General features: G+C 37.8%; 25 protein-coding genes and 1 pseudogene. 12 read left to right on the top strand and 14 right to left on the bottom strand.

Annotated elements, in window-relative coordinates; genetic code table 11:
- Window positions 1-2 precede the first annotated feature (2 nt).
- Entirely contained in the window at window positions 3-2,591 is a 2,589-nt protein-coding gene (gene topA / locus LNM86_RS06745) for a type I DNA topoisomerase (RefSeq protein ID WP_241437048.1), read from the bottom strand.
- A gap of 264 nt (window positions 2,592-2,855) precedes the next feature.
- Here topA and LNM86_RS06750 point away from each other — a divergent pair, with 264 nt between their 5' ends.
- Entirely contained in the window at window positions 2,856-3,062 is a 207-nt protein-coding gene (locus LNM86_RS06750; protein WP_241437049.1) for a hypothetical protein, read from the top strand.
- Here the strand turns inward: LNM86_RS06750 and dprA are convergent.
- Genes dprA through LNM86_RS06770 form a run of 4 tightly spaced genes read right to left on the bottom strand, consistent with a single transcriptional unit; the run spans window position 2,992 to window position 7,088 of the window.
- Window positions 2,992-4,188, bottom strand: a complete 1,197-nt coding sequence (gene dprA / locus LNM86_RS06755) for a DNA-processing protein DprA (protein ID WP_372712428.1) — start codon at window positions 4,186-4,188, stop codon at window positions 2,992-2,994. The genes LNM86_RS06750 and dprA overlap by 71 nt on opposite strands.
- Entirely contained in the window at window positions 4,181-4,813 is a 633-nt protein-coding gene (gene plsY / locus LNM86_RS06760) for a glycerol-3-phosphate 1-O-acyltransferase PlsY (RefSeq protein WP_241437050.1), read from the bottom strand. Before plsY ends, dprA begins: the two co-directional genes overlap by 8 nt.
- Window positions 4,814-4,824: 11 nt before the next feature.
- Window positions 4,825-6,126, bottom strand: a complete 1,302-nt coding sequence (locus tag LNM86_RS06765; protein ID WP_241437051.1) for a dihydroorotase — start codon at window positions 6,124-6,126, stop codon at window positions 4,825-4,827.
- Window positions 6,123-7,088, bottom strand: a complete 966-nt coding sequence (locus tag LNM86_RS06770; RefSeq protein ID WP_241437052.1) for an aspartate carbamoyltransferase catalytic subunit — start codon at window positions 7,086-7,088, stop codon at window positions 6,123-6,125. The genes LNM86_RS06765 and LNM86_RS06770 overlap by 4 nt, the downstream gene beginning before the upstream one ends.
- Window positions 7,089-7,214: 126 nt before the next feature.
- Between LNM86_RS06770 and LNM86_RS06775 the strand changes: the two genes are divergently transcribed.
- Window positions 7,215-8,843: an acyl-CoA dehydrogenase family protein gene (locus LNM86_RS06775; protein WP_241437053.1), complete on the top strand. Its 1,629-nt coding sequence runs from the start codon at window positions 7,215-7,217 to the stop codon at window positions 8,841-8,843.
- On the opposite strand, the gene ruvX is transcribed toward LNM86_RS06775, so the two are convergent.
- A complete protein-coding gene (ruvX, locus tag LNM86_RS06780) occupies window positions 8,828-9,307 on the bottom strand; it encodes a Holliday junction resolvase RuvX (RefSeq protein WP_241437054.1) in 480 nt (159 codons plus the stop codon). The genes LNM86_RS06775 and ruvX overlap by 16 nt on opposite strands.
- A 116-nt stretch (window positions 9,308-9,423) precedes the next feature.
- Here ruvX and gatC point away from each other — a divergent pair, with 116 nt between their 5' ends.
- Both gatC and gatA read left to right on the top strand, forming a co-directional pair.
- Window positions 9,424-9,711 carry an Asp-tRNA(Asn)/Glu-tRNA(Gln) amidotransferase subunit GatC gene (gene gatC / locus LNM86_RS06785; protein ID WP_241437055.1) on the top strand — a complete coding sequence of 96 codons (288 nt, stop codon included), beginning with the start codon at window positions 9,424-9,426 and terminating at the stop codon, window positions 9,709-9,711.
- A gap of 31 nt (window positions 9,712-9,742) precedes the next feature.
- Window positions 9,743-11,227 carry an Asp-tRNA(Asn)/Glu-tRNA(Gln) amidotransferase subunit GatA gene (gatA, locus tag LNM86_RS06790; RefSeq protein ID WP_241437056.1) on the top strand — a complete coding sequence of 495 codons (1,485 nt, stop codon included), beginning with the start codon at window positions 9,743-9,745 and terminating at the stop codon, window positions 11,225-11,227.
- Window positions 11,228-11,332: 105 nt separating this feature from the next.
- Here the strand turns inward: gatA and LNM86_RS06795 are convergent, their stop codons facing one another.
- The 5 genes and pseudogenes from LNM86_RS06795 to LNM86_RS06815 all read right to left on the bottom strand — a co-directional run bounded on the left by LNM86_RS06795 (window position 11,333) and on the right by LNM86_RS06815 (window position 16,196).
- A complete protein-coding gene (locus LNM86_RS06795; protein WP_241437057.1) occupies window positions 11,333-12,043 on the bottom strand; it encodes an ABC transporter ATP-binding protein in 711 nt (236 codons plus the stop codon).
- A pseudogene (locus LNM86_RS06800) lies at window positions 12,030-12,811 on the bottom strand (ABC transporter ATP-binding protein). The gene LNM86_RS06795 and the pseudogene LNM86_RS06800 overlap by 14 nt, the downstream one beginning before the upstream one ends.
- The gene (locus tag LNM86_RS06805) at window positions 12,808-13,866 is read right to left on the bottom strand and encodes a branched-chain amino acid ABC transporter permease (RefSeq protein ID WP_241437058.1); all 1,059 of its coding nucleotides are present in this window, start codon (window positions 13,864-13,866) and stop codon (window positions 12,808-12,810) included. The pseudogene LNM86_RS06800 and the gene LNM86_RS06805 overlap by 4 nt, the downstream one beginning before the upstream one ends.
- Entirely contained in the window at window positions 13,866-14,942 is a 1,077-nt protein-coding gene (locus LNM86_RS06810; RefSeq protein ID WP_241437059.1) for a branched-chain amino acid ABC transporter permease, read from the bottom strand. The genes LNM86_RS06805 and LNM86_RS06810 overlap by 1 nt, the downstream gene beginning before the upstream one ends.
- 120 nt (window positions 14,943-15,062) lie before the next feature.
- Window positions 15,063-16,196: an ABC transporter substrate-binding protein gene (locus LNM86_RS06815; protein ID WP_241437060.1), complete on the bottom strand. Its 1,134-nt coding sequence runs from the start codon at window positions 16,194-16,196 to the stop codon at window positions 15,063-15,065.
- Window positions 16,197-16,524: 328 nt separating this feature from the next.
- On the opposite strand from LNM86_RS06815, the gene LNM86_RS06820 reads away from it, so the two are divergent.
- From LNM86_RS06820 to LNM86_RS06835, 4 genes are all read left to right on the top strand, one after another.
- A complete protein-coding gene (locus LNM86_RS06820; protein ID WP_241437061.1) occupies window positions 16,525-17,100 on the top strand; it encodes a cold-shock protein in 576 nt (191 codons plus the stop codon).
- Window positions 17,101-17,321: 221 nt separating this feature from the next.
- Complete coding sequence (locus LNM86_RS06825; RefSeq protein WP_241437062.1) at window positions 17,322-17,840, top strand: DUF192 domain-containing protein; 519 nt, start codon at window positions 17,322-17,324, stop codon at window positions 17,838-17,840.
- Window positions 17,837-18,610, top strand: coding sequence for an alpha/beta fold hydrolase (locus LNM86_RS06830; protein WP_241437063.1), 774 nt, complete (start codon window positions 17,837-17,839; stop codon window positions 18,608-18,610). Before LNM86_RS06825 ends, LNM86_RS06830 begins: the two co-directional genes overlap by 4 nt.
- 612 nt (window positions 18,611-19,222) lie before the next feature.
- Complete coding sequence (locus LNM86_RS06835; RefSeq protein WP_241437064.1) at window positions 19,223-19,435, top strand: DUF3126 family protein; 213 nt, start codon at window positions 19,223-19,225, stop codon at window positions 19,433-19,435.
- 45 nt (window positions 19,436-19,480) lie between these two features.
- Here the strand turns inward: LNM86_RS06835 and radC are convergent, their stop codons facing one another.
- From radC to sfsA, 3 genes are read right to left on the bottom strand one after another with little or no spacing between them, the layout of a single operon-like run.
- Window positions 19,481-20,275, bottom strand: a complete 795-nt coding sequence (gene radC / locus LNM86_RS06840) for a RadC family protein (protein ID WP_241437065.1) — start codon at window positions 20,273-20,275, stop codon at window positions 19,481-19,483.
- A 17-nt stretch (window positions 20,276-20,292) separates the two neighbouring features.
- A complete protein-coding gene (map, locus tag LNM86_RS06845; RefSeq protein WP_241437066.1) occupies window positions 20,293-21,123 on the bottom strand; it encodes a type I methionyl aminopeptidase in 831 nt (276 codons plus the stop codon).
- Window positions 21,116-21,832 carry a DNA/RNA nuclease SfsA gene (gene sfsA / locus LNM86_RS06850; protein WP_241437067.1) on the bottom strand — a complete coding sequence of 239 codons (717 nt, stop codon included), beginning with the start codon at window positions 21,830-21,832 and terminating at the stop codon, window positions 21,116-21,118. The genes map and sfsA overlap by 8 nt, the downstream gene beginning before the upstream one ends.
- Window positions 21,833-22,158: 326 nt before the next feature.
- Between sfsA and LNM86_RS06855 the strand changes: the two genes are divergently transcribed.
- The 4 genes from LNM86_RS06855 to ttcA all read left to right on the top strand — a co-directional run bounded on the left by LNM86_RS06855 (window position 22,159) and on the right by ttcA (window position 25,724).
- Complete coding sequence (locus tag LNM86_RS06855) at window positions 22,159-22,995, top strand: RNA methyltransferase (RefSeq protein WP_241437068.1); 837 nt, start codon at window positions 22,159-22,161, stop codon at window positions 22,993-22,995.
- Complete coding sequence (gene murI / locus LNM86_RS06860; protein WP_241438944.1) at window positions 22,988-23,800, top strand: glutamate racemase; 813 nt, start codon at window positions 22,988-22,990, stop codon at window positions 23,798-23,800. Before LNM86_RS06855 ends, murI begins: the two co-directional genes overlap by 8 nt.
- 184 nt (window positions 23,801-23,984) lie before the next feature.
- Window positions 23,985-24,602, top strand: a complete 618-nt coding sequence (gene rpsD / locus LNM86_RS06865) for a 30S ribosomal protein S4 (protein WP_241437069.1) — start codon at window positions 23,985-23,987, stop codon at window positions 24,600-24,602.
- A 243-nt stretch (window positions 24,603-24,845) separates the two neighbouring features.
- Window positions 24,846-25,724 carry a tRNA 2-thiocytidine(32) synthetase TtcA gene (ttcA, locus tag LNM86_RS06870; protein ID WP_241437070.1) on the top strand — a complete coding sequence of 293 codons (879 nt, stop codon included), beginning with the start codon at window positions 24,846-24,848 and terminating at the stop codon, window positions 25,722-25,724.
- Window positions 25,725-25,750 lie beyond the last annotated feature (26 nt).

The raw sequence follows: 25,750 nt of genomic DNA on the forward strand, positions 1-25,750 counted from the left end.
ATTCATTTCTCTTTTCTTTTGGAAGAAGCCCTTTTTGTTGTTACTTTTTTATTGGAAGCTTTACCAGTTGCTTTCTTACCAGATTCTTTTGCCCCTATAAGTTCTAACGCTTCTGAGAGTGTTACACTAATTGGTTCTTTATCTCTTGGCAATGTTGCATTAATTTTCCCCCAATTAACATAGGGACCATATCGTCCATCACGTATGGTAACAGCACCTCCATTTGGATGCTCCCCTAATGTTGCGAGTGCTGCGGGGGATGTTCTGCTTCGTTTTGTTTTATTTTCTTGTTTTTCAGCAAGCACTGTAACAGCGCGATTGATGCCAATATCAAAAACTTCATCGGCATGAACAAGAGGAGCAGATTTGCCATTATGTGTAAGATAGGGGCCATAACGCCCGATGGTTGCTGTGATCATTTTTCCTGTTTCAGGATGCGCACCAATTTCACGGGGAAGGGAGAGTAAGGCCAAGGCTTTATCAAAAGTTATATTATCTATTTGCCATTCTTTTGGTAGTCCCACACGTTTGGATTCTTTGCCTTCACCAAGTTGAACATAAGGTCCAAAACGACCGTTACGAAGAGAAATATCTTTTCCTGTTTGAGGATCTGTACCAAGCATAAGTGGTTCATCATTACGCAGGGTTTCATTCTCTTCTGCTTCATCTGTTCCAAGTTGACGTGTATATTTGCACTCGGGGTAATTAGAACATCCAACGAATGCACCATAACGTCCTAGCTTTAACGATAATTGACCGTCTGTACAAAGAGGACAAGAACGGACATCACTTCCATCTTCACGGGCAGGAAAAGCGAGAGGTGCTAATGTCACATTTAAAACATCAAGAACGTTGGTTATACGGAGTTCTTTGATATTGGTAATAGACGCGTTAAAGCCATCCCAAAAATCACGCATCACATCTTTCCAGGAAAGTTTTCCATCTGATATAAGATCTAGTTGTTCCTCAAGATCTGCTGTAAAACCATATTCCACATAACGATTAAAGAAATTTTCAAGGAAAGCTGTAACAATACGTCCTTTTGCGTCAGGAATAAGTTTCCGTTTATCAATCACAATATATCCACGATCACAAAGTGTAGATAATGTAGACGCATATGTTGAAGGGCGACCAATTCCTAGCTCTTCGAGTTTTTTAATTAAGGACGCTTCAGAATAGCGGGGAGGTGGCTCTGTAGTATGTTGTATAGCTTCAACTTTTTCTTTTGTAAGCGTTTCGCCAGTGTTTATTTGCGGCAAACGTGTCGTTTCATTTTCTTCACCATTTTCTTCTTCTCGTTGATCAGTGTAGACAGAAATAAAGCCATCAAAACGAATAACAGAGCCCGTCGCACGTAAATTTGCGCAATTTTCTTCTTGTTGTGCTTCAATTTCAACAGTTGTGCGTTCAATTTCAGCAGAACGCATTTGGCTCGCTATCGCCCGCTTCCATATCAGTTCATAGAGTTTTGCTTGATCGCTATCGAGAAAACTTTGTACGTGTTTGGGACTTCGTTGAAAATCGGTTGGGCGAATAGCTTCGTGTGCTTCTTGAGCATTCTTTGCTTTTGTTGAATAAAAACGTGGTTTTTCAGGGATATAATCACTGCCGAAAGATTCTTGAATTACTGTTCGTGCTAAATCAATAGCCTCTGAAGCTATTTGTACACCATCGGTACGCATATAAGTAATAAGTCCAGCCATTTCACCATTAATTTCAACACCTTCATAAAGTTTTTGAGCAATTTGCATCGTACGAGAGGCTGAAAATCCTAGTTTTGAAGAAGCTGCTTGCTGTAAAGTCGATGTTGTAAATGGGGGAGAAGGATTCCTCTTTGTCGGCTTTGCTTCAACACTGAGGATACGATATTTTGCGTCCTCCAACATAAGACGAATTTGATCTGCTTGTTCTTGAGATTGAATATCAAGTTTGCCAATCTTTTTTTGATTAAACATTGTTAATCTTGCTTGGAAAACATCATTTCGAATGGTTTTTAAGTTTGTTGTAATGGACCAATAATCTTCTTTGACAAAATGCTCTATTTCTGATTCTCGATCACAAATAATACGCAAAGCCACAGATTGAACACGACCAGCAGAGCGTGCGCCAGGGAGCTTACGCCACAAAACAGGTGAAAGTGTAAAACCAACGAGGTAATCAAGAGCGCGACGTGCAAGATAAGCATCTACAAGTGATGTATCAATATCACGTGGATTGCTCATAGCATCAAGGACAGATTTTTTTGTGATGGCATTGAAGACAACCCGTTTAACAGGCTTATCCTTTAAAACTTTTTTTTGACGAAGCACATCGAGAATGTGCCATGAAATTGCTTCTCCCTCACGATCCGGGTCCGTTGCTAAGATGAGGCTATCTGCTTCTTTGACGGCTTTTGCTATTTCATTCAAACGTTTAGCAGCAGTAGAATCTACGCTCCATTTCATAGAAAAATCTTGATCGGGTAGAACAGAACCATCTTTTGCCGGTAAATCACGAACATGTCCAAATGATGCAACGACTTTATATTGAGAACCAAGATATTTATTAATTGTTTTTGCTTTTGCTGGTGATTCAACGATAACGATATCCATAATTTTACCTGAATGTTGAAATAAAAGTTTTTTTATAAACTCCTTTCATAGGAATAGCTAATGGCAATTCGTTAAGAGCACATAAAAAAATATGAGCCATATAAAAAACATTAATATTGTACAACTTATGATTGTTATTATTAAAACATACCCTATATAAGATTATACGATTTATTTTATACTATTAATACAGAAACATACGGCAAAATACTAAGATAACATCTATTGAGAAGTAGGAGGGGAAATGCTCAAGGATAGAGAATTATGTTTATAAGTCATTTAAAAGTTATCCAATATATTACAGATATGTCAGAACAGATGAATCATATGGCACGTCAAGCACATAGCCCTCTTTTAGCATTGCTTTTGGATATGGTTGCCAAAGAAGGACAGAGCATTATTAATAGTGCTGAGGCTCTTGGGGAAGATCCGAATTCAACAATGACACATAACCACCAGAGTGCCGAATAAGCTTTCCTGCAAGCTCGAGCTCTACCAGCAAAAGGTAAAGGTTTGGGAGTGCAACACCTGAATGAGCGCTAAGTGTGTCTAAATCAATTGGTGTTGTCGAAAGAGCGGAAAAGACTGCTACGCGTTCTGCATCTTCTCCAACCGAAGGGGGATGACAGTTTTTTTCCTCAGATACACTCAAACCACTCTTTTCGAGTTGGTGAGAGGAAGGTTCCTCGAAAAAATTGCGTTGGGAATATGTGGAAGTCGGGGCTAATGGTGTAAGTGTTTCTACGATATCAGAGGGGTGTGTGGCGAGTAGAGCACCATCTTTTATGAGCTTGTTTGTACCGATAGATCTTGGATCAAGTGGAGAACCTGGAATGGCAAAAATTAATCGTCCCATTTCTGCTGCTTGGCGTGCGGTAATTAAGGAACCTGATCGTGTCGCTGCTTCTACAACCAATAGTCCCAGAGAGAGAGCTGCAATAATACGGTTTCTTCTTGGAAAGTCGATAGCGCGGGGCTTCCAACCAATAGGCATTTCGCTAATAATTGCTCCTCCATGAGAGATAATATCTTCATGGAGTTTTTTATTTTCAGGGGGATAGATATGATCAATACCACCAGCCATGACTGCGACTGTGCCTGTTAAAAGACTTGCTTGATGCACAATGCTATCAATTCCACGAGCGAGTCCAGAAATTGTTGTAAAACCAGCCTCTCCAAGAAAATGAGTAAATTGAGCAGCGAGTTTTTTTCCGGCCGCCGATGCATTTCGAGATCCTACAATACCAACAGAAGGTTTCTGAAAAACTGAAAGATTGCCTTTTATGGCAATGAGAGGCGGTGGAGATTCCGTTACCTTAAGAAAAGTTGGATAATCCGGCTCTCCTACACCGATAAACCGGATACCTAATCTTTCTGCTTCTTGTATTTCTTTTTCTGCATCTTCTATCGTTGTTATCCGAATAGATGTAGAAAGTCCACCTTTCCTACTTAGTTCAGGAAGCGCCGCTAAAGCATTTTCTGCTGTTTTATAATGATCAATGAGATTGCGAAAACTCACTGCTCCAATATTTTCACTCCGCAACAACCGTAACCAATTGAGACGTTGACGATCAGTGAGCAAGATTCCTTTATTCATCCCCGTTTTTCGTACCAACCTTGCTTTCTTTTCCAACTAATAATCTACCAATATTCTCGTAATGTTTCATATAAACAAATATGCTCATTGCAATCAGCATAAAACAGAAATAAGGATTGGAGAAGTAAAAAACAAATATTGGAGTAATAACCACGGCAATGAGTGCGGATAATGAAGAGTAGCGTGTGAGCAGAAAAACCCCTATCCATACAACAATAAAAACAATTGCTGCTGGCCAATAGCTCCCTAAGCATACACCAAGATAGGTAGCAACACCTTTGCCACCTTTAAATTTTAGCCATATGGGAAAAAGATGTCCCAAGAAGGCAAAAAAACCAGCGAGAGAAATGATGAGACTGTTTTCTATCGGAGCACTTAAAAACTTTATAACAAGAAGAACAACAGTTCCCTTCAACACATCGCAAGCAAGTGTGAGAGCAGCAATTTTTTTATTTCCTGTCCGTAGAACATTTGTCGCACCAATATTTCCCGAACCAATTGTTCTTACATCACCAAGTTTGGCTAATCGCGTAAAAAGCAAACCAAATGGGATTGAGCCCATGAGATAGGACATCAGAAAGATAAACCAAGTACAAAACTGAAAAAATATTTCACCTTCATTCATTAAAAATCTCATTAAGTTTGTTGATCAAGTTTAAAAATGGATTGTCCTTTAACGAAAGTTTGAACAACACGTCCTTGAAAGTGTGCATTCTCAAAAGGTGTATTTTGGAAGAGTGAATACAGCTTCTTTGCAGAAACGACCCATGGCATCTCAAGATCAACTAAAATAAGATCGGCATCAGAATCTCTTTTAAGTGTTCCCGCATTAAGGCCAAAGAGTTTTGCTGGCGCCGTTGACAAAAGTTCTGTTAATCGTAACAGAGATATGCTTCCATCATGATAAAGACGTAAAGCCGCACTCAATAAAGTCTCCATACCAATGGCACCTGTAGTTGCATCATCAAATGGTAAATGTTTTGTGTCAGCATTTTGAGGATCATGGGAAGAAACGATAATATCTACTGTTCCATCTTTTATTGCTTCAATCATTGCTATGCGATCTTCTTCTCTACGCAATGGAGGCATAAGACGAAAAGAGGTGCGATATTCACCAATGTCATTTTCATTAAGAGACAAGTGATTAATGGATACACCGGCTGAAATCTTCTCACTGCGTTGTTTGCCTAAGCGAAGTGCTTCAGCAGATAATGCTGTCGATATTTGTGAAGCATGATAGCGTGTTTGTGTCAATGCAGCCAAACGCAAATCTCTTTCGAGTGGAATAACTTCTGCTTCTCGAGGTATTCCAGAAAGACCAAGCCAACTTGCTAGAAGGCCTTCATTCATAACACCCTTTCCTATCAGGTCTTGATCTTGTGTTTCATGCATTAAGGGAACATCAAAATCTCGTGCATAAGTCATGGCACGTCGCATGACAGATGAGTTTTGCAGGGTATTTTTTCCTTCACAAAAAGCAACAGCTCCTGCATCTTTTAACAAACCAAATTCGGTTATTTCTTTTCCCTGAAAACCGTGAGTGATCGCAGCAACGGGATAAATATTGACCGATGACATTTCTTTTGCTGTATGTGTTATAAACTTAACAAGCGCGACATTATCGATAATGGGATTTGTGTCTGGCATCATAAGGAAAGAAGTGATACCACCTGCTGCTGCTGATTGGCTTGCTGTTGTTATTGTTTCACAACTTTCATTTCCTAGTTCCCCAACAAAAACGCGAGCATCAACAAGTCCGGGAAGAACAGCTTTGTTTTGTGCATTAATAATTTCTGCTCCTTCGGGAGTTCCTTGATTCAATGCTTCTTTTCCAGCGACTGTAATTCGTCCATTTTCAACGATAACAGTACCAATCTCATCCATTGTACGTGAAGGATCGATAATACGAGCATTTTGAAAGACAATAGGCTTTATCATTTTTTCTCTCCACTTGCTCTAAGGCGTGAATCCAATAAAGCCTCCATGACAGCCATACGCACAGCGATTCCCATCTCTACTTGTGTATGGATCATACTTTGTGGTCCATCTGCTATGTCAGATGCTATCTCGACACCACGGTTTATTGGGCCAGGATGTAAAACAATGCAATCACTTTTGGCATAGGCCAAATTTTTCTTATGTAAGCCAAAATAATGAAAATATTCACGAATGGAGGGAATAAAGGAACCTGTCATACGTTCATGTTGTAAGCGTAGCATCATAATGACATCAGCATCTTTAAGTCCTTCTTTCATTGTATTAAAAACCTCAACACTCATATCAGCAATTGCTGTGGGGAGAAGCGTTGAAGGTGCAACAGCACGAACGCGAGCACCCAAGGCATTGAGACTGAGGATATTAGAACGCGCGACACGTGAATGCAAAATATCTCCACAAATTGCCACAGTTAATCCCTCAATGCGGCCTTTTGTTCTTTTAATCGTCAGAGCGTCTAATAAAGCTTGTGTTGGATGTTCATGAGCACCATCACCTGCATTAATGACACAACAATCCACTTTTTGCGCTAACAAAGCAGCTGCTCCAGCGCTGCTATGACGGATGACAAGTATATCTGGTTTCATTGCATTGAGGGTTGCCGCTGTATCAATCAATGTTTCTCCTTTTTTTACAGATGAATTGCCAATGGCCATACTCATCACGTTTGCACCTAACCGTTTGCCAGCTAATTCAAAAGAAGATTGTGTGCGTGTGGAGGCTTCAAAAAAAAGATTAATTTGAGTACACCCACATAATGTAGATTTTATTGTATCAATTTTTTTAGAGAGGTTAACATTTGCATCTGCACGATCCAGCAATATGGTGAGATCTTCTGCACTTAAGTTTTTAATGCCTAAAAGATGTTGATGGGGAAAAAGGGGAAAAAAAGTATTTTGAGTCATAGCATTCTTTTCTATCTCTCTCTAAACAAATTAAACAAGCATTTGTTTGAATATAATAAATGTTTTTTAACTGCAAAATGACAAATAGTCTATGATGTGAATGATTTGAATAATAGGAATATGCCTATGAGTGCTGTATCTGTGCAAAATGCTCGCAAAAAAAATGCCTTTCTCAGTGATACGCTTATGTTTCGTATTGCCTCTACTTTGCCTAAATTTTTATTAGCAAGTTTTGAAGAAATAGGAGATTTTGTAGCGAGTCGTGAAGCATGGGAGCTTTCCTCTTTGGCAAACCGTTATCGACCAATCTTGCGTTATAATGACGAATGGGGACAACCCATAGAAAAGCTAGAGATACATTCCTCTTATCAAACTCTTCAACAATATTCTAGACAAGTTGGTTTAGTCACTTCACTTTGGGAAAACACCACCTCAGAAAACGGAGTACGATACCAAGCCCGTGCTATTCGCTTAGCTTTATCTGCTGGTTTGGAAACAGGGCATTTAAATGAGGTTATTATCACAAGTGCGACTCTTGCAGCTTTAATTAGTGATGGTGATCTCTTTAGCAAATGGCAAAATGTGCTTTTATCACGACAATATGATTTGTCGTCTAAACCTGTTAATAGAAAAACAGCGGCTTCACTTACTTTTGCTTTTGATGATGTTGAACAACAAGAAAAATATGCTTTCAATTTTCCAAGTGTTAAAAAAATTTCTTTTGATGAAAAAGTTGAACGTGATCTGTATCGTTTAAATATTACAAAAACGAATGTTATTAATCCGATCGTTGATGGATATCTTGTGAGTGCAGAATTAGATGGTCATTTAAGCTGTTTTTTAGTTCCCCGTATACAAGAAAATGGAGCGTTAAATGGTATCATATCGATTCGTCATTTGTTACAGCGTTCTGGCGAATCTTTAACTCCAGAGGGTGTTGTTGATTTTCAGGGATGTTATGGTTGGCTTTTAGGAAATGTAGGGGAGGGGATTAAAGTCATTAAGGATATCGAAACGATGATGCGTTTTGATCAATCCGTCGTATCAGCAGGTATTTTGCGTGCTGCACTTCAATTTGGTATCGATTTTTTTCGGCAAAAAAGACCAGATCAACCTTTACCCCCCCTAACAGAACGTATTTTTGCAGATATCGCACTGGATATTGCTGCTGCGCAAGCATTGGTTTTACGTTTAGCGCGCGCATTTGATAATGCGGCAAATGATCGCTCTGAAGCAGCTTTCGCGCGGATTATGGTACCTATTATTGCTTATCATGTCAGTCAACTCGTCATACCTATTATTGGCGAGATTATTGCACAGATTGGCATAGAAAGTTTTGTGGAAGGCAATCCATTATCGCAAATGTTGGTCAATAGTCCTGCACGGATTGTGAGAAATAGTTCTGCGAATCAATTGGTAAAGGACGCAATTCTTATCGCTGAAAAAGCACCGGGATTATTTCAGAAATTGTTAGAAAAAATTGCTGTTGATATTGGACCAGCGGGACCACGAGCAATGGAGATTATTAAATCTGCTGTAGGGATGGCATCGACAAATGAAGGAGCAGGAAGATTTTTTGTTGAACAAGTAGCGTATGCAACCGCAGCTGCATCGTTACGTTCTATAGATATAGAACATGTAGCGAATGCTTATATGGAAAGCCGCCTTGGGGGACAATGGAGATCTTCTTATGGAATGCTTATTGCACGCTACAATGCAGGACATTTGTTAAACGTTCTTTATCCTTCCATATGATGAAGGCTTTGAATCCTGTCGAGTGCACCTTGTAATATAAAAGCAGCAGCAGCCGAATCAATTTTGGCTGCTCTTTTAACACGTGATACATCCATTTCTAAAAGAGAACGTTCTGCAGCAATTGTTGATAAACGTTCATCCCATAAAACAAAAGGAATTTTTGTATATGCTTTCATATTACTGACAAAAGTTTTGGTTGCTTGAGCACGAGGACCACAACTTCCATTCATATTAAGAGGTAGTCCAATGATAATAACCCCCACATTTTCACGATCAAAAACTTTTATAAGGGTGTGTGCATCTTCCATCATTTTTTTTCGTTGAATAACAGGACGCGGATTTGAAAGAGTGAGCCCCATATCAGAAACTGCAATTCCAATTGTTTTTGTGCCTAAATCCAAACCTGCTATTACTTGTCCAGGCAAAAGATGTGTCATAACTTGATTAATATTAATAATAGCCATATGATTTATAATTTAAGTCTTTTCGTGGGTTAGGTTATCAAGATTCTTGCGCTTGCAAACACAGCCTTGTATAGCCAATAAGCAAATGTAAAAATAAGAAAACAGAAAGGCATAGTATGTCTGTTGATCAAGAAACAGTCAAGCGGGTAGCGCATTTAGCGCGTATTGCTGTCCATGACGATGAAACAGAACGTATGACAAAAGAACTCAATGTCATTTTAGGTTTTGTAAAACAATTAAATGAAGTCGATGTTAGCAGTGTTGAACCATTAACATCCGTGATGCCAATGGCTTTACGGATGCGTGAAGATGATATCACAGATGGTAATATAGCGGCAGATATCGTAGCAAATGCGCCTGTTACAGAAGATAATTTTTTTCTTGTTTCAAAAATCGTCGAGTAATTTTTGTATTTTAAAGACTTGAGAACCAATGATGACCGATCTAACAACTTTGACAATTGCACAAGCCCGTGATGCTCTCATAAAGAAAGAATTCAAAGCAACGGAATTAACAGAAGCTTATTTAAAAGCAATTGAATTGGCTAATCCAACTTTGAATGCTTATGTGGCAATAACCGCAGAACAAGCGAGAAAAATGGCTGCTGAATCAGAATGCCGTTTGGCTAAAGGTCAGGGGAGAAATTTAGAAGGAATTCCGTTAGGAATTAAGGATCTTTTTGCCACACAGGGAGTTCATACTCAGGCTTGTTCTCATATTCTTGATGGTTTTAAACCACATTATGAATCAACGGTAACTGCTAATTTATGGCAGGATGGAGCTGTTATGTTAGGCAAGCTTAATATGGATGAGTTTGCTATGGGGTCTTCTAATGAGACGTCATATTATGGTCCAGTTATTAGCCCATGGAGAAAAAATGATTCCGATGAAAAACTCGTACCGGGTGGTTCTTCAGGCGGTTCTGCAGCCGCTGTTGCTGCGCGGATGTGTGCTGGTGCAACAGCAACAGATACAGGTGGTTCAATACGCCAGCCAGCAGCATTTACGGGAACTGTAGGAATTAAACCAACTTATGGGCGTTGTTCACGGTGGGGAACAATTGCTTTTGCTTCATCACTTGATCAAGCGGGTCCTATCGGGCGGGATGTTCGCGATTGTGCCATTTTGCTTAAATCAATGGCTTCTTTTGATGAAAAAGATTCTACTTCTGTTAATTTACCAGTGCCTGATTATGAGAGCTATCTTGGTCAATCAATCAAAGGAATGAAAATTGGTATTCCGAAAGAATACCATATGGAAGGAATGTCTTCTGAAATTATTGATCTTTGGCAAAAAGGAATAAATTGGCTAAAAGAAGCCGGTGCTGAAATAAGCGATATTTCATTACCCCATACAAAATATGCTTTGCCTGCTTACTATATTGTTGCTCCTGCAGAAGCATCTTCTAATTTGGCACGCTATGATGGTGTTCGTTTTGGCCTTCGTATACCAGGTAAAGACGTTATTGAAATGTATGAAAAGACCCGTTCAGCTGGTTTTGGTGATGAAGTAAAACGTCGTATTTTGATTGGTACTTATGTTCTCTCATCAGGTTATTATGATGCTTATTATTTAAGAGCTCAAAAAGTGCGAACATTGGTAAAGCGTGATTTTGATCAATGTTTTGCTTCCGGCGTTGATGCTATTCTCACACCAGCAACACCAACACCTGCTTTTGGTATTGCTGATGAAAAAATAAAACATGATACTGTAGCAATGTATCTCAATGATATTTTTACTGTACCCGTTAACATGGCTGGTTTACCAGGAATCTCTGTTCCTGCTGGTCTCTCATCAAATGGTTTACCACTTGGATTACAACTAATTGGTAAGCCTTTTGCTGAAGAAGTTCTTTTTCAGATAGCACATATTATAGAACAAGAAGCAGGCGTGTTTAGCGCAAAGAAGTGGTGGCCATAAAAGTTTAGAACTTTATGAAAGAAGCTTTATAAACGAGCATTCTTTTCTTTAATCAAGAAGATTTTTGAAAAAGGATGCTCTTAATTTTTAAAGGCTGTACAGTTTTCATCCACCAAGATATGCTTCTTTAACACGTGGATCGAAAAGCATAGTTTTACCTTCACCATGAAATAGAACATGTCCGACCTCTAGAATATAAGCATAGTCAGCAATAGACAGTGCAGCAAATGCGTTTTGTTCAATAAGAAGAATGGTTTTCCCCATATCATTAATTTTTTGGATAATCGAAAAAAGTTCTTTTACAAGGAGGGGTGCTAAACCTAGGGAGGGCTCATCTAAGATTACCATATCAGGATTACTCATGAGAGCACGCCCTACAGCAAGCATTTGTTGTTCCCCACCAGACATTGTACCTCCTAATTGTTTTGCTCTTTCACGTAGACGCGGAAAGAGATCAAAGACCCATTCAATATCACGAGCAATCCCTATCTTATCATGGCGAATATAAGCGCCTAGGTGTAGGTTTTCTAAAACAGTGAGATGGGGCATGATGCGCCGCCCTTCAGGACTTAGAGCAATTCCTAAACGTAAAATTTTTTCTGGTGATTTTTTAATAATTGATTCGCCTTTATAGGTAATCTCTCCATAAACAGATCGATTAAGCCCTGTAATAGAGCGTACAATGCTACTTTTTCCAGCTCCATTGGCGCCGATTAAAGTTACTATAGTTCCCTTTTTTATAGTCATAGAAAGGTTCTGGATAGCTTTAATGGCCCCATAATGAACATGAAGGTTTTTGATTTTAAGAATGTCCATAAACGTCTCCGCCAAGATAAGCTTCAATAACTTTAGGGTTGTTACGAACTTCATCTGGTGTGCCATTGGCAATACAACAGCCATATTCCATTACCAAAATATATTGGCAAAGTCCCATAACAACTTTCATATCATGTTCTATAAGGAGAATCGTAAGATCAAAGTCTTTCTGCACTTTTGCTATAAATTTTCTAAGATCCTCGCTTTCCTGTGGATTCATACCAGCAGCAGGTTCATCAAGAAGTAGCAATTTTGGCTTTGTTGCCAACGCGCGTGCAATTTCTAGACGTCTTTGTACACCATAGGGCAGGGTCATTGCTGATTGATTGGCAAGATGATCAAGCTGTAGTCGCTCAAGAAGTTCCATTGAATTTTTATGGACTTCTTTTTTTCTTTCATTGCTTTTGGAAAAAACAGCGCTGAAGAAAACCATGGATATTTTTGACGAACATGCGCTCCTACCATAACATTTTGCAAAACCGTCAATCCTGAAAAAAGGCGAATATTTTGAAATGTTCGTGCAATATGACGCTTGCAGATAATATAAGGGGGAGCTCCAGAAACTTTTTTACCATCAAAAAGAATCGTTCCACTCGTGGGAGCATAAAACCCAGAAATCATATTAAAAACAGTTGTTTTTCCTGCTCCATTTGGACCAATTAATCCAGTAATTGTTCCTCGTTTGATTGCCATATTAATATTATTGACAGCAACTAAGCCGCCAAAACGCATGACGATATTATCAAGAGAAAGAATGGTGTCGTTCATAATTTTCCCTCAGTATTAGAGAGTTTTTTACGTGTTAAAAAGCTATAAATTCCATTCCATGAGAATTCATGTTGTCCCAACAACCCTTTTCTCCAAAATAAAATAATGACGAGCAATAAAAGAGAAAAAACAACCATACGCAACCCAGGTGTCTCTGGAATATGTATAAAACCTAAATCAAAAGGACTTTCAATAATACGAAGCCATTCAAGCATGACGGTAATAATAATGCTGCCAATAATGCTTCCTGTAATTGAACCAAGTCCACCGGCAACAACAATCATTAAAATATTAAATGTGAGTAGGAAATTAAACATTTTGGGATCAATCGTTGAAATAAGAGCAGCCATCAATGCTCCTCCTATACCTGCAAAAAATGCACCAACAGTAAAGGAAAAGCTCCGGTAGAAAAAAGCGTTAACTCCCATTGTTTTTGCAGCGATTTCATCATCACGAATGGCGCGTAGTACATTACCAGTATTGCTTCGTAGTAAGAGAATAATAAAGAGAACTGTAAAGGCTAACCAACCATAGTTCCACCATAATGTCGCATTTTGGGGGATTCCTTTAATTCCTAAAGAGCCATTTGTTATCGATGAGGCATTGGTAATAACAATACGAATAATCTCTGCAAACCCCAATGTTGCAATTCCAAGATAATCACCACCGAGACGTAAGACAGGAAGAGCAATTAATAAACCGACAACTGCAGCAGACAGACCACTGACAACAACGGCAATAAAAAAAGGGAACTGTAAATGATGTAATGGTTCAGCGATAGGGTCAAGAATCCACATCATTTCTTTTTGTTCAGGGGAAAGAAGCAAAATCGCACATACATAAGCACCAATGGCCATGAAACCAGCGTGTCCTAGAGAAAACATACCGGTAAAACCGTAAATCAAGTTAAGCGAAATTGCCAATATCGCATTAATAGCAATAAGATTGATGATACGCAGTGTATAATCATTAAAATGGTTATCAGCATAAAATAAAAAACCAATAAGAATCAAAATACTGATACAGGATAGACAGTTTGCAACTGATTTTACCATTAGATTTTCTCCTGACTTTTTTTGCCCATTAATCCCGTAGGCATTATCAATAAAATCAGAATCAATAAAACAAAAGCGAAAGCATCTCGATATCCAGATAGTGCGGGAAAAAATGCAATAATCATAATTTCAATAAATCCGAGTAATAATCCTCCTAACATCGCCCCTGGAATAGAGCCAATACCTCCAATAACGGCAGCGATAAAGGCTTTAAGTCCGGGAAGAACACCCATATAAGGATGGATTTGAGGATAGCGTAACGACCACATAATCCCCGCGATAGCAGCAAGTGCTGAACCTATGCCAAAGGTAAATGCAATAACTTTATTGACAGAAACCCCCATCAAACGCGTTGTTTCAATATCATGCGAGATTGCACGCATAGCAAGTCCAGGTTTTGTTTTATGGATAATCCATAACAGAGAAATAATGAGAATAAACGAAACGGTGGGAACAATCAGAGACATTGGAGCAATTCTAATAATTCCACCTGCTCCTGATTCTAAATGCCATAGAAATGGCGTTACAAGAAAATCTGGCTGTTTTACACCTTTAAGGACACCACTAAAGAGTACAGTAGCAAGATTCTCAATAAAAAAGGAAACGCCTATTGCACCGATAAGCGCTGAGATACGAGGAGCATGACGCAGAGGTCGATAAGCGAATTGATCAACAGTAACACCAACGGCACTTGTGATAAAAATGGAAAAACACAGAGCCAATATCCAAATTGGTGTAAAGTCTTGAGGTGCAATTTTAAAATAATAAAGAAATCCTAAAACAAGGATTAAAAAAACACCACTCCAAACAGTTGAAGGGCGCTTTTTGAAACCTATAAACACCGCATAATAAATAAGGACGGCTAGCAGCAAAAGAAGAATCGCAGCCCAAGCAGGCATAAAGCTAATTGTGGAAAAGAAAACGAAATATGCTCCTAGCATAAAAATATCACCGTGAGCAAAATTAATGAGTCTCAATATACCGTACACCATGGTGTAACCAATAGCGATAAGCCCATAAAGAGATCCCAATGCCAGTGCATTAAAAAAATACTGGATGAACATTTCAGTGCTCATCTCTCATCCTTCCACATTTGTTAATTCATTACAGGATATCAAACAAGAAACCATCAAATTTTAGTTGAGGAAAAATCCTCAACTATTTCTCTAATTTTGACTAAAAAAATTGCTGACTTTTTAAAAAGCAGGTTTGACTTCATCTAAATAGACACGTTTTCCACCCTTTATTTCAATTATACCAATAGGAATCTTAGGATTATGATTTTCATCCATAGACATATCACCAAAAGGTGTTGGAAAATCTTTTAATTTGCTAAGTTCTAGAGTAATTTTTTCACGATCAGCACTACCAGCGTTTTCAATAGCTTTCATAAACATCATATAACTGGTGTATCCTAAAACAGAATTGATATTTGGTTCTTTATCAGGATAAGCTTCTTTCCATTTATTTGTAAATTCTTGCGCAGCTGTTGACATATTCGGCATGTCTTCACTATAGGGAAGCGTCGTATGTAAGAAACCTTCTGCAGCTTCTCCTGCAATCATGATGGTTTCTGGATTATCCATAGCATCCCCACCCATAATTTTGAACTTTGCACCTAGTTCGCGCGCTTGCTTCATAATAATCGCACCTTCAGAAAAGTAAGATGGAATAAATAAGATATCAGGGTTTTGCGCTATAATCTGCGTAAGAACAGCTGAAAAATCTTGATCTCCAGAATTATAGTTTAAATTTGAGATAACCTCACCACCTAGTTTTTTGAAAGCACGCGTAAAATAACTGGCAAGCCCAATTGCATAATCGCTTGAGATATCTTTGAGAATAGCCGCTTTTTTTGCATGTAAAGTTTGACGTACATAAGTTGCAATTCCGATGCCTTGGTAGGAATCAATGAAACAAGCGCGAAAGTAATATTTTTTACCTTGTGTAACAAGCGGATTTGTTGAAGAGGTTGCAATGGTTGGAGTCTTTGCTTTTTCGGATATTTCTCCACCAGCCAATGAAAGTGAAGAGCCATAAGTCCCAATGATTCCACTAACTTTTTCACTGGCAGTTAAACGCATAACAGCATTAGCAGCCTCTACTTTATCAGATTTATTATCAATAACAATAAGCTCTACTTTACGTCCCAATATCTCTGGAACTTGCTTATGTGCTAATTCTATACCCCTGATTTCCAATTGTCCCCCAAATGCATTTTGACCACTCAATGGGAGGTAAACACCAATTTTGATGGGGTCATTTGCATAGACATTCGTTACAAACGCCATGATGGCTGCGAGGCTCGTGAGGATTTTCTTCAATTGCATTGCGCATTTTCCTTGAATATGATGTGTAACTTGCGTTTGGTTGCGGTTTTTGCACCTTAGCTTGAACTTTTTCATCATGCAAGTTACACATCATAAAAATATTACTGTGTAAAAATATTTTGTATTATTTTTTTCTAGGTTGCTTATTGTAAAATGTACGAAACCTACGATCAAATACTTTTGCAAATATTCGTTTTAGATAAGCATCAAGAGGGACGACAATATGGGGAAATCTTATTCTTGGGACTTGCGTATTGGTGCAAGAGCAATGTTTACTTAAAGTAGAGAATCAATATCGTAACTTAGAGCTACAGGATCACGTTTTATTATGACGAGGAAAGATACATTAAAAGATTGTTCCCTATCTGAGGATAGCATAGGTTCTTGTGGTGAAATTATTGAAATTAGTGGTGTCATTAAGTGGTTTGATGGTAGTAAGGGCTATGGATTTATTGTGCCTGATCTGCCTAATTTTCCCGATATATTATTACATGTTACGGTCATGCGGAGGGATGGTTTTCAAACAGCTTTAGAAGGTGCTAAAGTTATCTGTGCGGTGGAAAAAACTGAGCGAGGGTTGAAGTGTGTTCAGGTGAAATCTATAGATTGTTCTTCAGCGGTTCATCCGTCAGAAATTCCTGCACGTACACATGTTGTTGTGACTCCAGAAAGTGGTTTGGAGCGTGCCATTGTCAAATGGTTTAATCGTGATAAAGGGTTCGGTTTTCTTAGCCGTGGGCAAGGAACAGAAGATATCTTTATTCATATGGAGACTTTGCGTCGTTTTGGTTTAGCAGAGCTCCGCTCTGGTCAAGTTGTTCTTGTGCGCTTTGGTAAGGGAGAAAAAGGCTTGATGACGGCAGAAATCTACCCAGATATAGGGGCTCCATTTGCGACGCATTAAACTCCGTTACTGAAGCAATATTTCTCTCTTTTTCTACTTTAAGAAGAGACTGGTGTCCGTAAGCCATAATAAAATGAGATGAGCAAAAAAATCTGTATCTATGAGGTTATAAATCAAATTTAGACAGATTTAGATATTGCATTGAGTGTGATAAGAAGATCAATCTTTGTATTTTTATTTTGTAAAACAAAGTGAGCGAATTGTTTGCTGCGGAGATAAAAATGTTAAAGCTTTTTAGAAGAAGAATTATCATTACATTATTGCTATTTTTCACATTAGGAGTGGGTATGACTGTAGCACAAAAACCAATAGAAATCCCTGTTCATCCAGTTCCTTTAAAAATACAAACAAAGCAAGGGATGGTCTCTTACGAAGTAGAGATTGCTTTTACGCGGTCTCAGGGAATGGCTGGTTTAATGTATCGTACTGATTTTCCACGTGATCGCGCAATGCTTTTTAAACAGCAGGGAAATAATCCGTTAGAGGATAAACAAGAATTTTCTCTGTGGATGGCAAATACACCTTTGCCTCTAGATATGATTTTCTTAAATGCTGAGGGGGTTATTGTGTCGATTGTTGAAAAAACGACCCCATTTTCAACAAATGTTATTTCATCAAAAGTTCCTGCTGCTTTTGCAATTGAGGTTAATGCTGGTGAAGTTTCTGAAAAACAAATAGAGAAGGGACAGCGTGTTTTCCATCCTGCTATTTGTGGAAAGTGTGAGGATCATACAAAATGATAGCGGAGGATATTTGTTTTTTCGAATATGATGGTTTGCGATTTGCTTATCGAGAAGAGGGAACGGGAGCGCCCATTTTATTGATTCATGGCTTTGCATCCTCCGCACGTGTGAATTGGTATGCAACAGGTTGGTTTCGTACTCTTACGGAAGCCGGATATCGTGTGATTGCTCTTGATAATCGCGGGCATGGAGATTCGGTTAAAAGTTACGATCCTTGCTTTTATACACCTCAAGCTATGGCAGGCGATGCCATGAAATTATTGCAGCATTTAGAGATACCGAAAGCCCATATTATGGGATATTCTATGGGAGCTCGAATTAGCGCATTTATGGCTCTTTTGTATCCAACATATGTGCACAGTGTTATTTTTGGTGGTTTAGGGATTGGTATGGTGACAGGAGCAGGAAACTGGCAACCTGTCGCTGAGGCTCTTTTAGCAGAAGATCTTTCCACGATTACTAATCCACGTGCTTTGATGTTTCGTAAATTTGCAGACCACACTAAAAGTGATAGACGTGCTCTTGCTGCTTGTATTATCACCTCAAAGCAGGAGTTAACAGCATCTGAGATTTATAAAATAAAACAGCCTGCACTTGTTGCCGTTGGTTCATTAGATGAAATTGGAGGTGAAGCAGAGCCGTTAGCAGCTTTATTCCCCAATGGTGAAGCATTAGTAATTCCTGATCGAGACCATATGCTTGCTGTGGGGGATAAGGTTTATAAAGAAGGGGTTATTAATTTTCTTTCCCGTTATCCTATCACATAAAGTGATTCCTAGATTTTAAAGCTCGTAAAAATACTCAATATTCTTATATCGAACAAAAGCTGTAAATTTCATTCAAAAATTCGGTTATTATAATGCGAATTTTTATAAAAGAATGGGAGGAGGAGTAACAACCCGCATTATCTTATCCTTAAATGTTTTTTTTAAATGCAAATCCTTTTTAAGAGCTTAAAAAAGTATCCTCTGCAAAAGATTACAGAGAATTGTTTTTAGTGACGCAACAGTATTTTTTGATAAACGAAGCAGTTAGAAAATACCAAGGAATTCTTTATTTTACAGAACTTTATTTTTGAATAATCAATTAATATTATTATCAGAATAAGTGCAAATATCAAAATTGGGGATAAAAGAGAATTTATTAAAAATTTAAGATTTTCTAACCGTTTTTTTACTTTTAAAGCGATACGAATATATTTGATAGTGGACGACCTTTTAGTAAAGGTTCTTCATTGAATGTGTTAAGATAGTGCTGTTTTGAGTATGGGTAATATAGAAGAATGAAACGAAGAGTTTTTACTATCTTTACAGAATTTTAGAAGTGCTTTATCCGCTATAAAAGCGTTCGTTTAAGAGTCTAAAAGACAGGAGAGCATTGTGAATGCTGATGAAATAAAAAAACTTGATAGTTACTTTAAAAACATATTCCAAAATTCAGCATTACAAGTGAAGGCACGGCCTAAAAAGAGTGATTCTTGTGAAGTTTATATTGGTGACGAATTTTTAGGTATTATTTATCGAGATGAAGATGAGGATGAGCTATCATACAATTTTTCGATGGCCATATTAGATGTTGATTTAAGCAATTGATTCGTTCTGAAAAATGAAATGAAATTTTTTCTTATTTAATAAGATTCATATGAGTTTCAATGCTTTGAAACTTGTATACTCGTTTCGTGCGATGATTAAATGGTCATGAATAATAATGCCTAAGGCATTTGCTGCGTCTTTTAATCTATATGTCATAGTAATATCCGCTTGAGACGGTTTAGCATCACCAGAAGGGTGATTATGCACTAAAATAAGACTTGAGGCAGATAACTCTAAAGCGCGAGAAATGACTTCACGTGGGTAAACAGGGGTATGATCAATGGTTCCAGTTTGCTGTACTTCATCAGCAAGTAAACCATTTTTTTTATCAAGAAATAAGACACGAAATTGTTCACGTGTTTCGTGCGCCATCACAGCTTTACAATAAGCTAATACTTTATCCCAAGAGGAAAAAATATCACGTTTAAACAATTCTGCGCGTGCAAGACGTCCAGCAACATCTGAAATAATCTTTAAATCAATCGCAGTTGCTGGGCCACATCCTTGAACCTCTTGAAGGCGATGAATATCAGCACCCAAGACATCCGCCAGTGAGCCAAATCGTGCTATCAAGTTCTTGGCTATTGGTTTTGTATTGGCGCGGGGAATTGTGCGAAAAAGTAAGAGTTCAAGGTACTCGTAGTCTTCAATTGCATGTCCTTTTGATTTTAAATAGCGTTTACGAAGACGTTCACGATGCCCTTGGTAATGTTTATGTATTTGTAAATTATTTTGATTTTTTTCACTTTTTGTTTCTGGTGTTGAGTTAAGCGGAGAACTTGATGTTAATGCAAAATGATTACTTTGAACGTCTTCCTTTTTATTTGTTTTTTTAGCCATGATATTTCTACATTTATTTAGGCACTTGAACTTGGGATGTAAAAAATATTTTTAGGAGATTGCGTAAAAATTTCACATCCTTCACTTGTTACACCAATTGTATGTTCATACTGTGCAGTAAGAGATTTATCACGTGTAACAGCAGTCCATCCATCAGATAAAATTTTAACTTGTGGTTTTCCAAGGTTGATCATTGGTTCAATTGTAAACATCATACCCTGTTTGAGTTCTATTCCCTCTCTAGAATTTCCATAATGGAGAATATTGGGCGCATCATGAAAAAGCTGCCCGATTCCATGTCCGCAAAAATCTCTCACAACTGAGCACCGTTCAGATTCTGCATAGTGTTGTATGGCAGCACCAATATCACCTGTAGTTGCTCCAGGCTTGACTACGGCAATCGCTCTCATCAGGCTTTCATGCGTTATTTCTAGCAGACGTTCTGCAGCGCGTCTGATTTTTCCAACGGGGTACATGCGGCTTGAATCTCCATGCCAGCCATCGAGAATAAAGGTCACATCAACATTAACAATATCGCCTTCTTGTAAGGGTCTTTTATTAGGGATACCATGACAAACAACGTGATTGATTGAGGTACAGCATGAATGTCCGTACCCATGATAATTCAAGTCAGCAGGAAGAGCTCCTCTTTCAGCTCCAAAAATAAATACAAAGTCATCAATTTCTTGTGTTGTGACACCAGGCTTAATAATATCCACAAGTGCATCAAGGCATTCTGCAGCAACACGACCAACTTCGCGCATTTTAGAAAAAGCATGCTCATCAAAAAGGCGAATTTGTCCATTAAATTTTAAGGGTATTTTATTATATTCAATATAATCAGTCATTATTTTTTCTGTTTTCTATTTCCACTTGATGAATCGGAAAGATACCTTCTGTACTTACGTGACATTTTACAGCATAAAATTCTACCCCTGATTCTAAAGCTAAATCAAATTTGCGTCCATAAGCTGAATCAAGGTCATGGCAAATTTTAAAAGCCGAGCAATCTTCCCGTTGAATTACATAAAGCATAGCGGCTCGTTTTCCTTGTTGCACGACTTTTATGAGTTCTTCAAGATGACGTGTGCCGCGTTTTGTTATGGTATCGGGAAACTCTGCTAATCCTTTTTGGCGAATAAAGTGAACATTTTTAATTTCTAGATAACAGTCAGGGAGAGTTCCATCACGCAGAAGAAAGTCAACCCGTGATTTTGTACCATAGCATTGTTCCTTCAAAATTGTTTTGTATCCGTTTAATTCCGGTAATAAACCATTTTGAATTGCTTCTAATGCGAGTTTATTAGGTAAAGTCGTGTTAATACCAACTAAAGTATTATTTGCTTCAACAATTTCTAATTGGTATGCGTATTTTCGCTTGGGATTGTTGTTATATGAAAGCCAAATATTGGAGTTTGGAGTTGTCAAACCAAGCATCGATCCTGTATTAGGAACAACTACAGTAAAAATATGCCAATCCTCTCGCTTAACATCAGCAAGGAAACGTTTATAACGGCGAATAAGTTTTGCAGGAAAAAGTTTAGAATTAAAGAGCATACTCCTTATCTTAGAATTTATGATTTCATAATTCAACTCAGTTTGTTATCTATAAATTTTATAGCACATTTCAACAAGGCATTTTTAATGCACAAAAAATGTTAAGACAATTCAGAAAACGACTCTAAGTCATTAAGAATAAAACTTTATTTGTTTTTATAAGTCATTATTAATTTTTAAGTTATTACTTCACAATAGACTCTAAATAAAAAGACAATATTGATTTTAATTTGTTATTAAAAAGATTATTGGGGGGATATTTTCTTAGGAAGGTTATATTCAAAAAACAACTATAGGAATGTAATGTGTGAAATTAGGAAAACTTGATGGCTGGAACCAATAAGAAACGTAAAAATTTAACAAATGGTCCAATTATTATTTTACTCGAACCGCAACTGCCTGAAAATATTGGTATGGTGGCAAGGGCGATGGCAAATTTTGGGCTCTCTAAGCTTCGATTGGTCAATCCTCGGGAAGCATTTCCAAATGAAAAAGCCATAGCTGCTGCAAGTAAAGCAGATCATGTCATTAATGACACGGTCATTTTTGATACATTGCGTGATGCAATTGCAGATTTGCATTATGTTTTTGCTACGACAGCACGGGAAAGATGTGGTTTTAAAACTGTAAAAAGTGCTGTTGAAGCAGCGAGTATACTACGTCAACGTGAAAACATTGGACAGAGAACAGGTATTTTATTTGGAAGAGAAAGATGGGGACTGGAAAATGCTGAAATAAGTCTTGTTGATGAAATTATTACCTTTCCAGTTAATCCTGCTTTTGCATCTCTTAATATTGCACAAGCGGTTTTGCTTATGTCTTATGAATGGATGAAAGCAGGTTTAGATGATATGCGTGATACGGCTTTTCGTGCAGCAGAGATGGAGCCTGCAACTAAAGCAACCTTTCATGGTTTTTTATCTCAGCTAGAAGATGCTTTAGATATCCGTGGATATTTTAGGCCTCAAGAACGTAAAGAGACAATGCTCGCAAATTTGCGCTCTGTTTTTACGCGCGCTAATTTTAGCGAATCCGAGGTTCGCTTGCTACGAGGAGTTGTATCTTCATTGGATCATTTTTCACCTAAATTTCCGCGAGGAAGTGGTGCGCCTATAAATCGTGAACGTAAAAAATTAAAAACAAGTGTAAAAATTGATGGATGATCGGCCTATTCTTTTTTTTGATAGCGGCATTGGCGGTTTAACAGTGCTGAGGGAAGTGCGTCTTCTTATTCCTGAAAGGCAGCTGATTTATGTTGCTGACGATATGGGCTTTCCTTATGGAAATTGGGAAGAAGATCTCCTAAAAAAACGTATTTTAAAGGTTTTTACAAATCTTTTAACACTTTATAAGCCTTCCTTATGTGTAATCGCTTGTAATACTGTTTCTACACTGATGATGGCAGATTTACGAAAAAAATTTCCCCATACCCTTTTTGTAGGAACAGTTCCTGCAATTAAGTTAGCCGCTGAAAAAACAAAATCTGGGTTTATTTCTGTATTAGCGACTCCTGGAACAGTGAAACGTGCTTATACGTATGAATTAATCAATACTTTCGCAATCCAATGTGATGTTAAACTTGTTGGAAGTGAAAAACTTGCTGGATTTGCTGAAGATTATTTACGTAAAAAACCTATTGACTTGGAAGAATTACGTCACGAGATTCTTCCCTGCTTTGTTGAAAAAAATGGTAAATATACGGATATTATTGTTTTAGCGTGTACACATTACCCTTTTTTAATTGATTTTTTTCATGAACAAGCTTTATGGCCCGTTGAATGGATTGATCCAGCAAAAGCTATAGCCAAACATACAAGATCATTATTACCGGAAAAAGTATATCCTAAAAGTATAAAGAAGCATAAAGATTTTGCGTTATTTACATCGCAAAACATAACTTCTTCAACAGAGCTTTTATTAAAAGGATTTAACTTAAATATTACGAAAGGAGTTGACTCTGTGGGATGATATCAATACAAGTCCTGTTAGCTTTTTCTTTCGGGAAAATGGTGCTAATTAACGTGTCCCGTGGATAGCTTTGCATGTTATATGTTAAGATGTCCTGTCAGTCTTTTTATTTAAAGGCAGAGGAGGGCGCGTTTCCTTAAGATCTTACTACGAGATCTTGTATTCTATTTTAAAAGGAAATGCGATGAGTAAACGCGAAACAACAAAATATAAAATTGACCGCCGGATGGGAGAAAACATTTGGGGGCGTCCGAAATCTCCTGTAAATCGTCGTGATTATGGTCCAGGCCAACATGGGCAACGTCGTAAAGGAAAACTTTCCGACTATGGTGTGCAATTGCGTGCTAAGCAGAAATTAAAAGGTTTTTACGGTGATATCTCAGAAAAGCAATTCCGTAAAACTTATGAAGAAGCTGCGCGTCGTCGTGGTGATACTGGTGAAAATCTTATCGGACTTTTAGAGTCGCGTTTGGATGCTGTCGTCTACCGTGCAAAATTTGTACCTACGATTTTTGCTTCTCGTCAGTTTATCAATCATGGTCATGTTAATGTAAATGGACGACGCACAAATATTCAATCATATCGCTGTAAACCAGGTGATGTTATTGAGGTTCGCGAAAAATCGAAGCAACTTGTTTTGGTTTTGGAATCTATTCAGTTAGCTGAACGTGATGTGCCCGAATATATTGAAGCAGATCATAATCAGATGAAAGCAACATTTACACGTGTTCCTGCTTTTTCAGATGTTCCTTATGCTGTGCAAATGGAACCCAATTTGGTTGTTGAATTCTATTCTCGTTAAGCTCTTCATAGAGAGCATTATGCTCTCTATATTATATCGCTTTATATTTTTTGAAGCTAATAGCTACTTTTTATGAATGGTGCTATATCAAGATCTGCTGTTATATTTTATGGCAGCATGGTTTGTATGGCCCCATTTCTTTTTTATGTAAATAGACGGAACATTTGTGTAAGGTGCGTTAAACCCGTTGCTGTTTCTATTATTTAATAGAACAAGCTCTTTATTATGCAAAATTATGGTCTTATGAAGAATATTTCAGTCAAATATCAAGAAATAAAAGAAAATATAAAAAAAAACGATTCTTTAACAAAGGGAACGGATGATTGTCATCCAATATTTCGGTCTGCTCCTTCAACTGTAGAGTTTAATAAATTGCGTAAACGGCTTCTCCGTCATATGCGGCAAGCGTTGGATGATTTTTCTATGCTTTCTTCAGGAAAAAAGTGGCTTATTGCTTTGTCTGGCGGGAAGGATTCTTATGGTTTATTAGCGCTTCTTCTTGATTTAAAATGGCGCGGACTCTTGCCTATTGAAATTCTCGTTTGTAACCTTGATCAAGGACAACCAAACTTCCCAAAACATATTCTTCCAGATTTTTTAAGTTCTTATCAGATTCCATACCGTATTGAATATCAGGATACTTATTCCATTGTCACAGATAAATTGACAGATACGCAAACATATTGTTCGCTTTGTTCTCGATTACGACGTGGTCATTTATACCGTATCGCCCGTGAAGAGGGATGTTCTGCATTGGTTTTGGGACATCATCGTGATGATGTTTTAGAAACTTTTTTTATGAATTTATTTCATGGTGGCCGATTAGCAGCCATGCCTGGAAAGCTTATCAATGATGAAGGTGATCTTTTTGTTTTGCGCCCTCTTGTTTACGCTGCTGAGGAAGATATGGAAAAATTTTCTCAAGCAATGCGCTTTCCTATTATTCCTTGCAATCTTTGTGGTAGTCAAGATGGTTTACAGCGCAATGCAATGAAAGAAATGCTAAGAGATATTGAAAGAAAAATGCCTGGGCGCAAAGATACCATGATTCGTGCCTTAACAAATATTCGTCCAAGCCATTTGCTTGATAAAAATTTTTTTGATTTTGCTCACTTATTATAAAACTTACTTATTCCGCATAATGCGTT

The sequence above is a fragment of the Bartonella machadoae genome (assembly GCF_022559585.1).
Classification (GTDB): domain Bacteria; phylum Pseudomonadota; class Alphaproteobacteria; order Rhizobiales; family Rhizobiaceae; genus Bartonella; species Bartonella machadoae.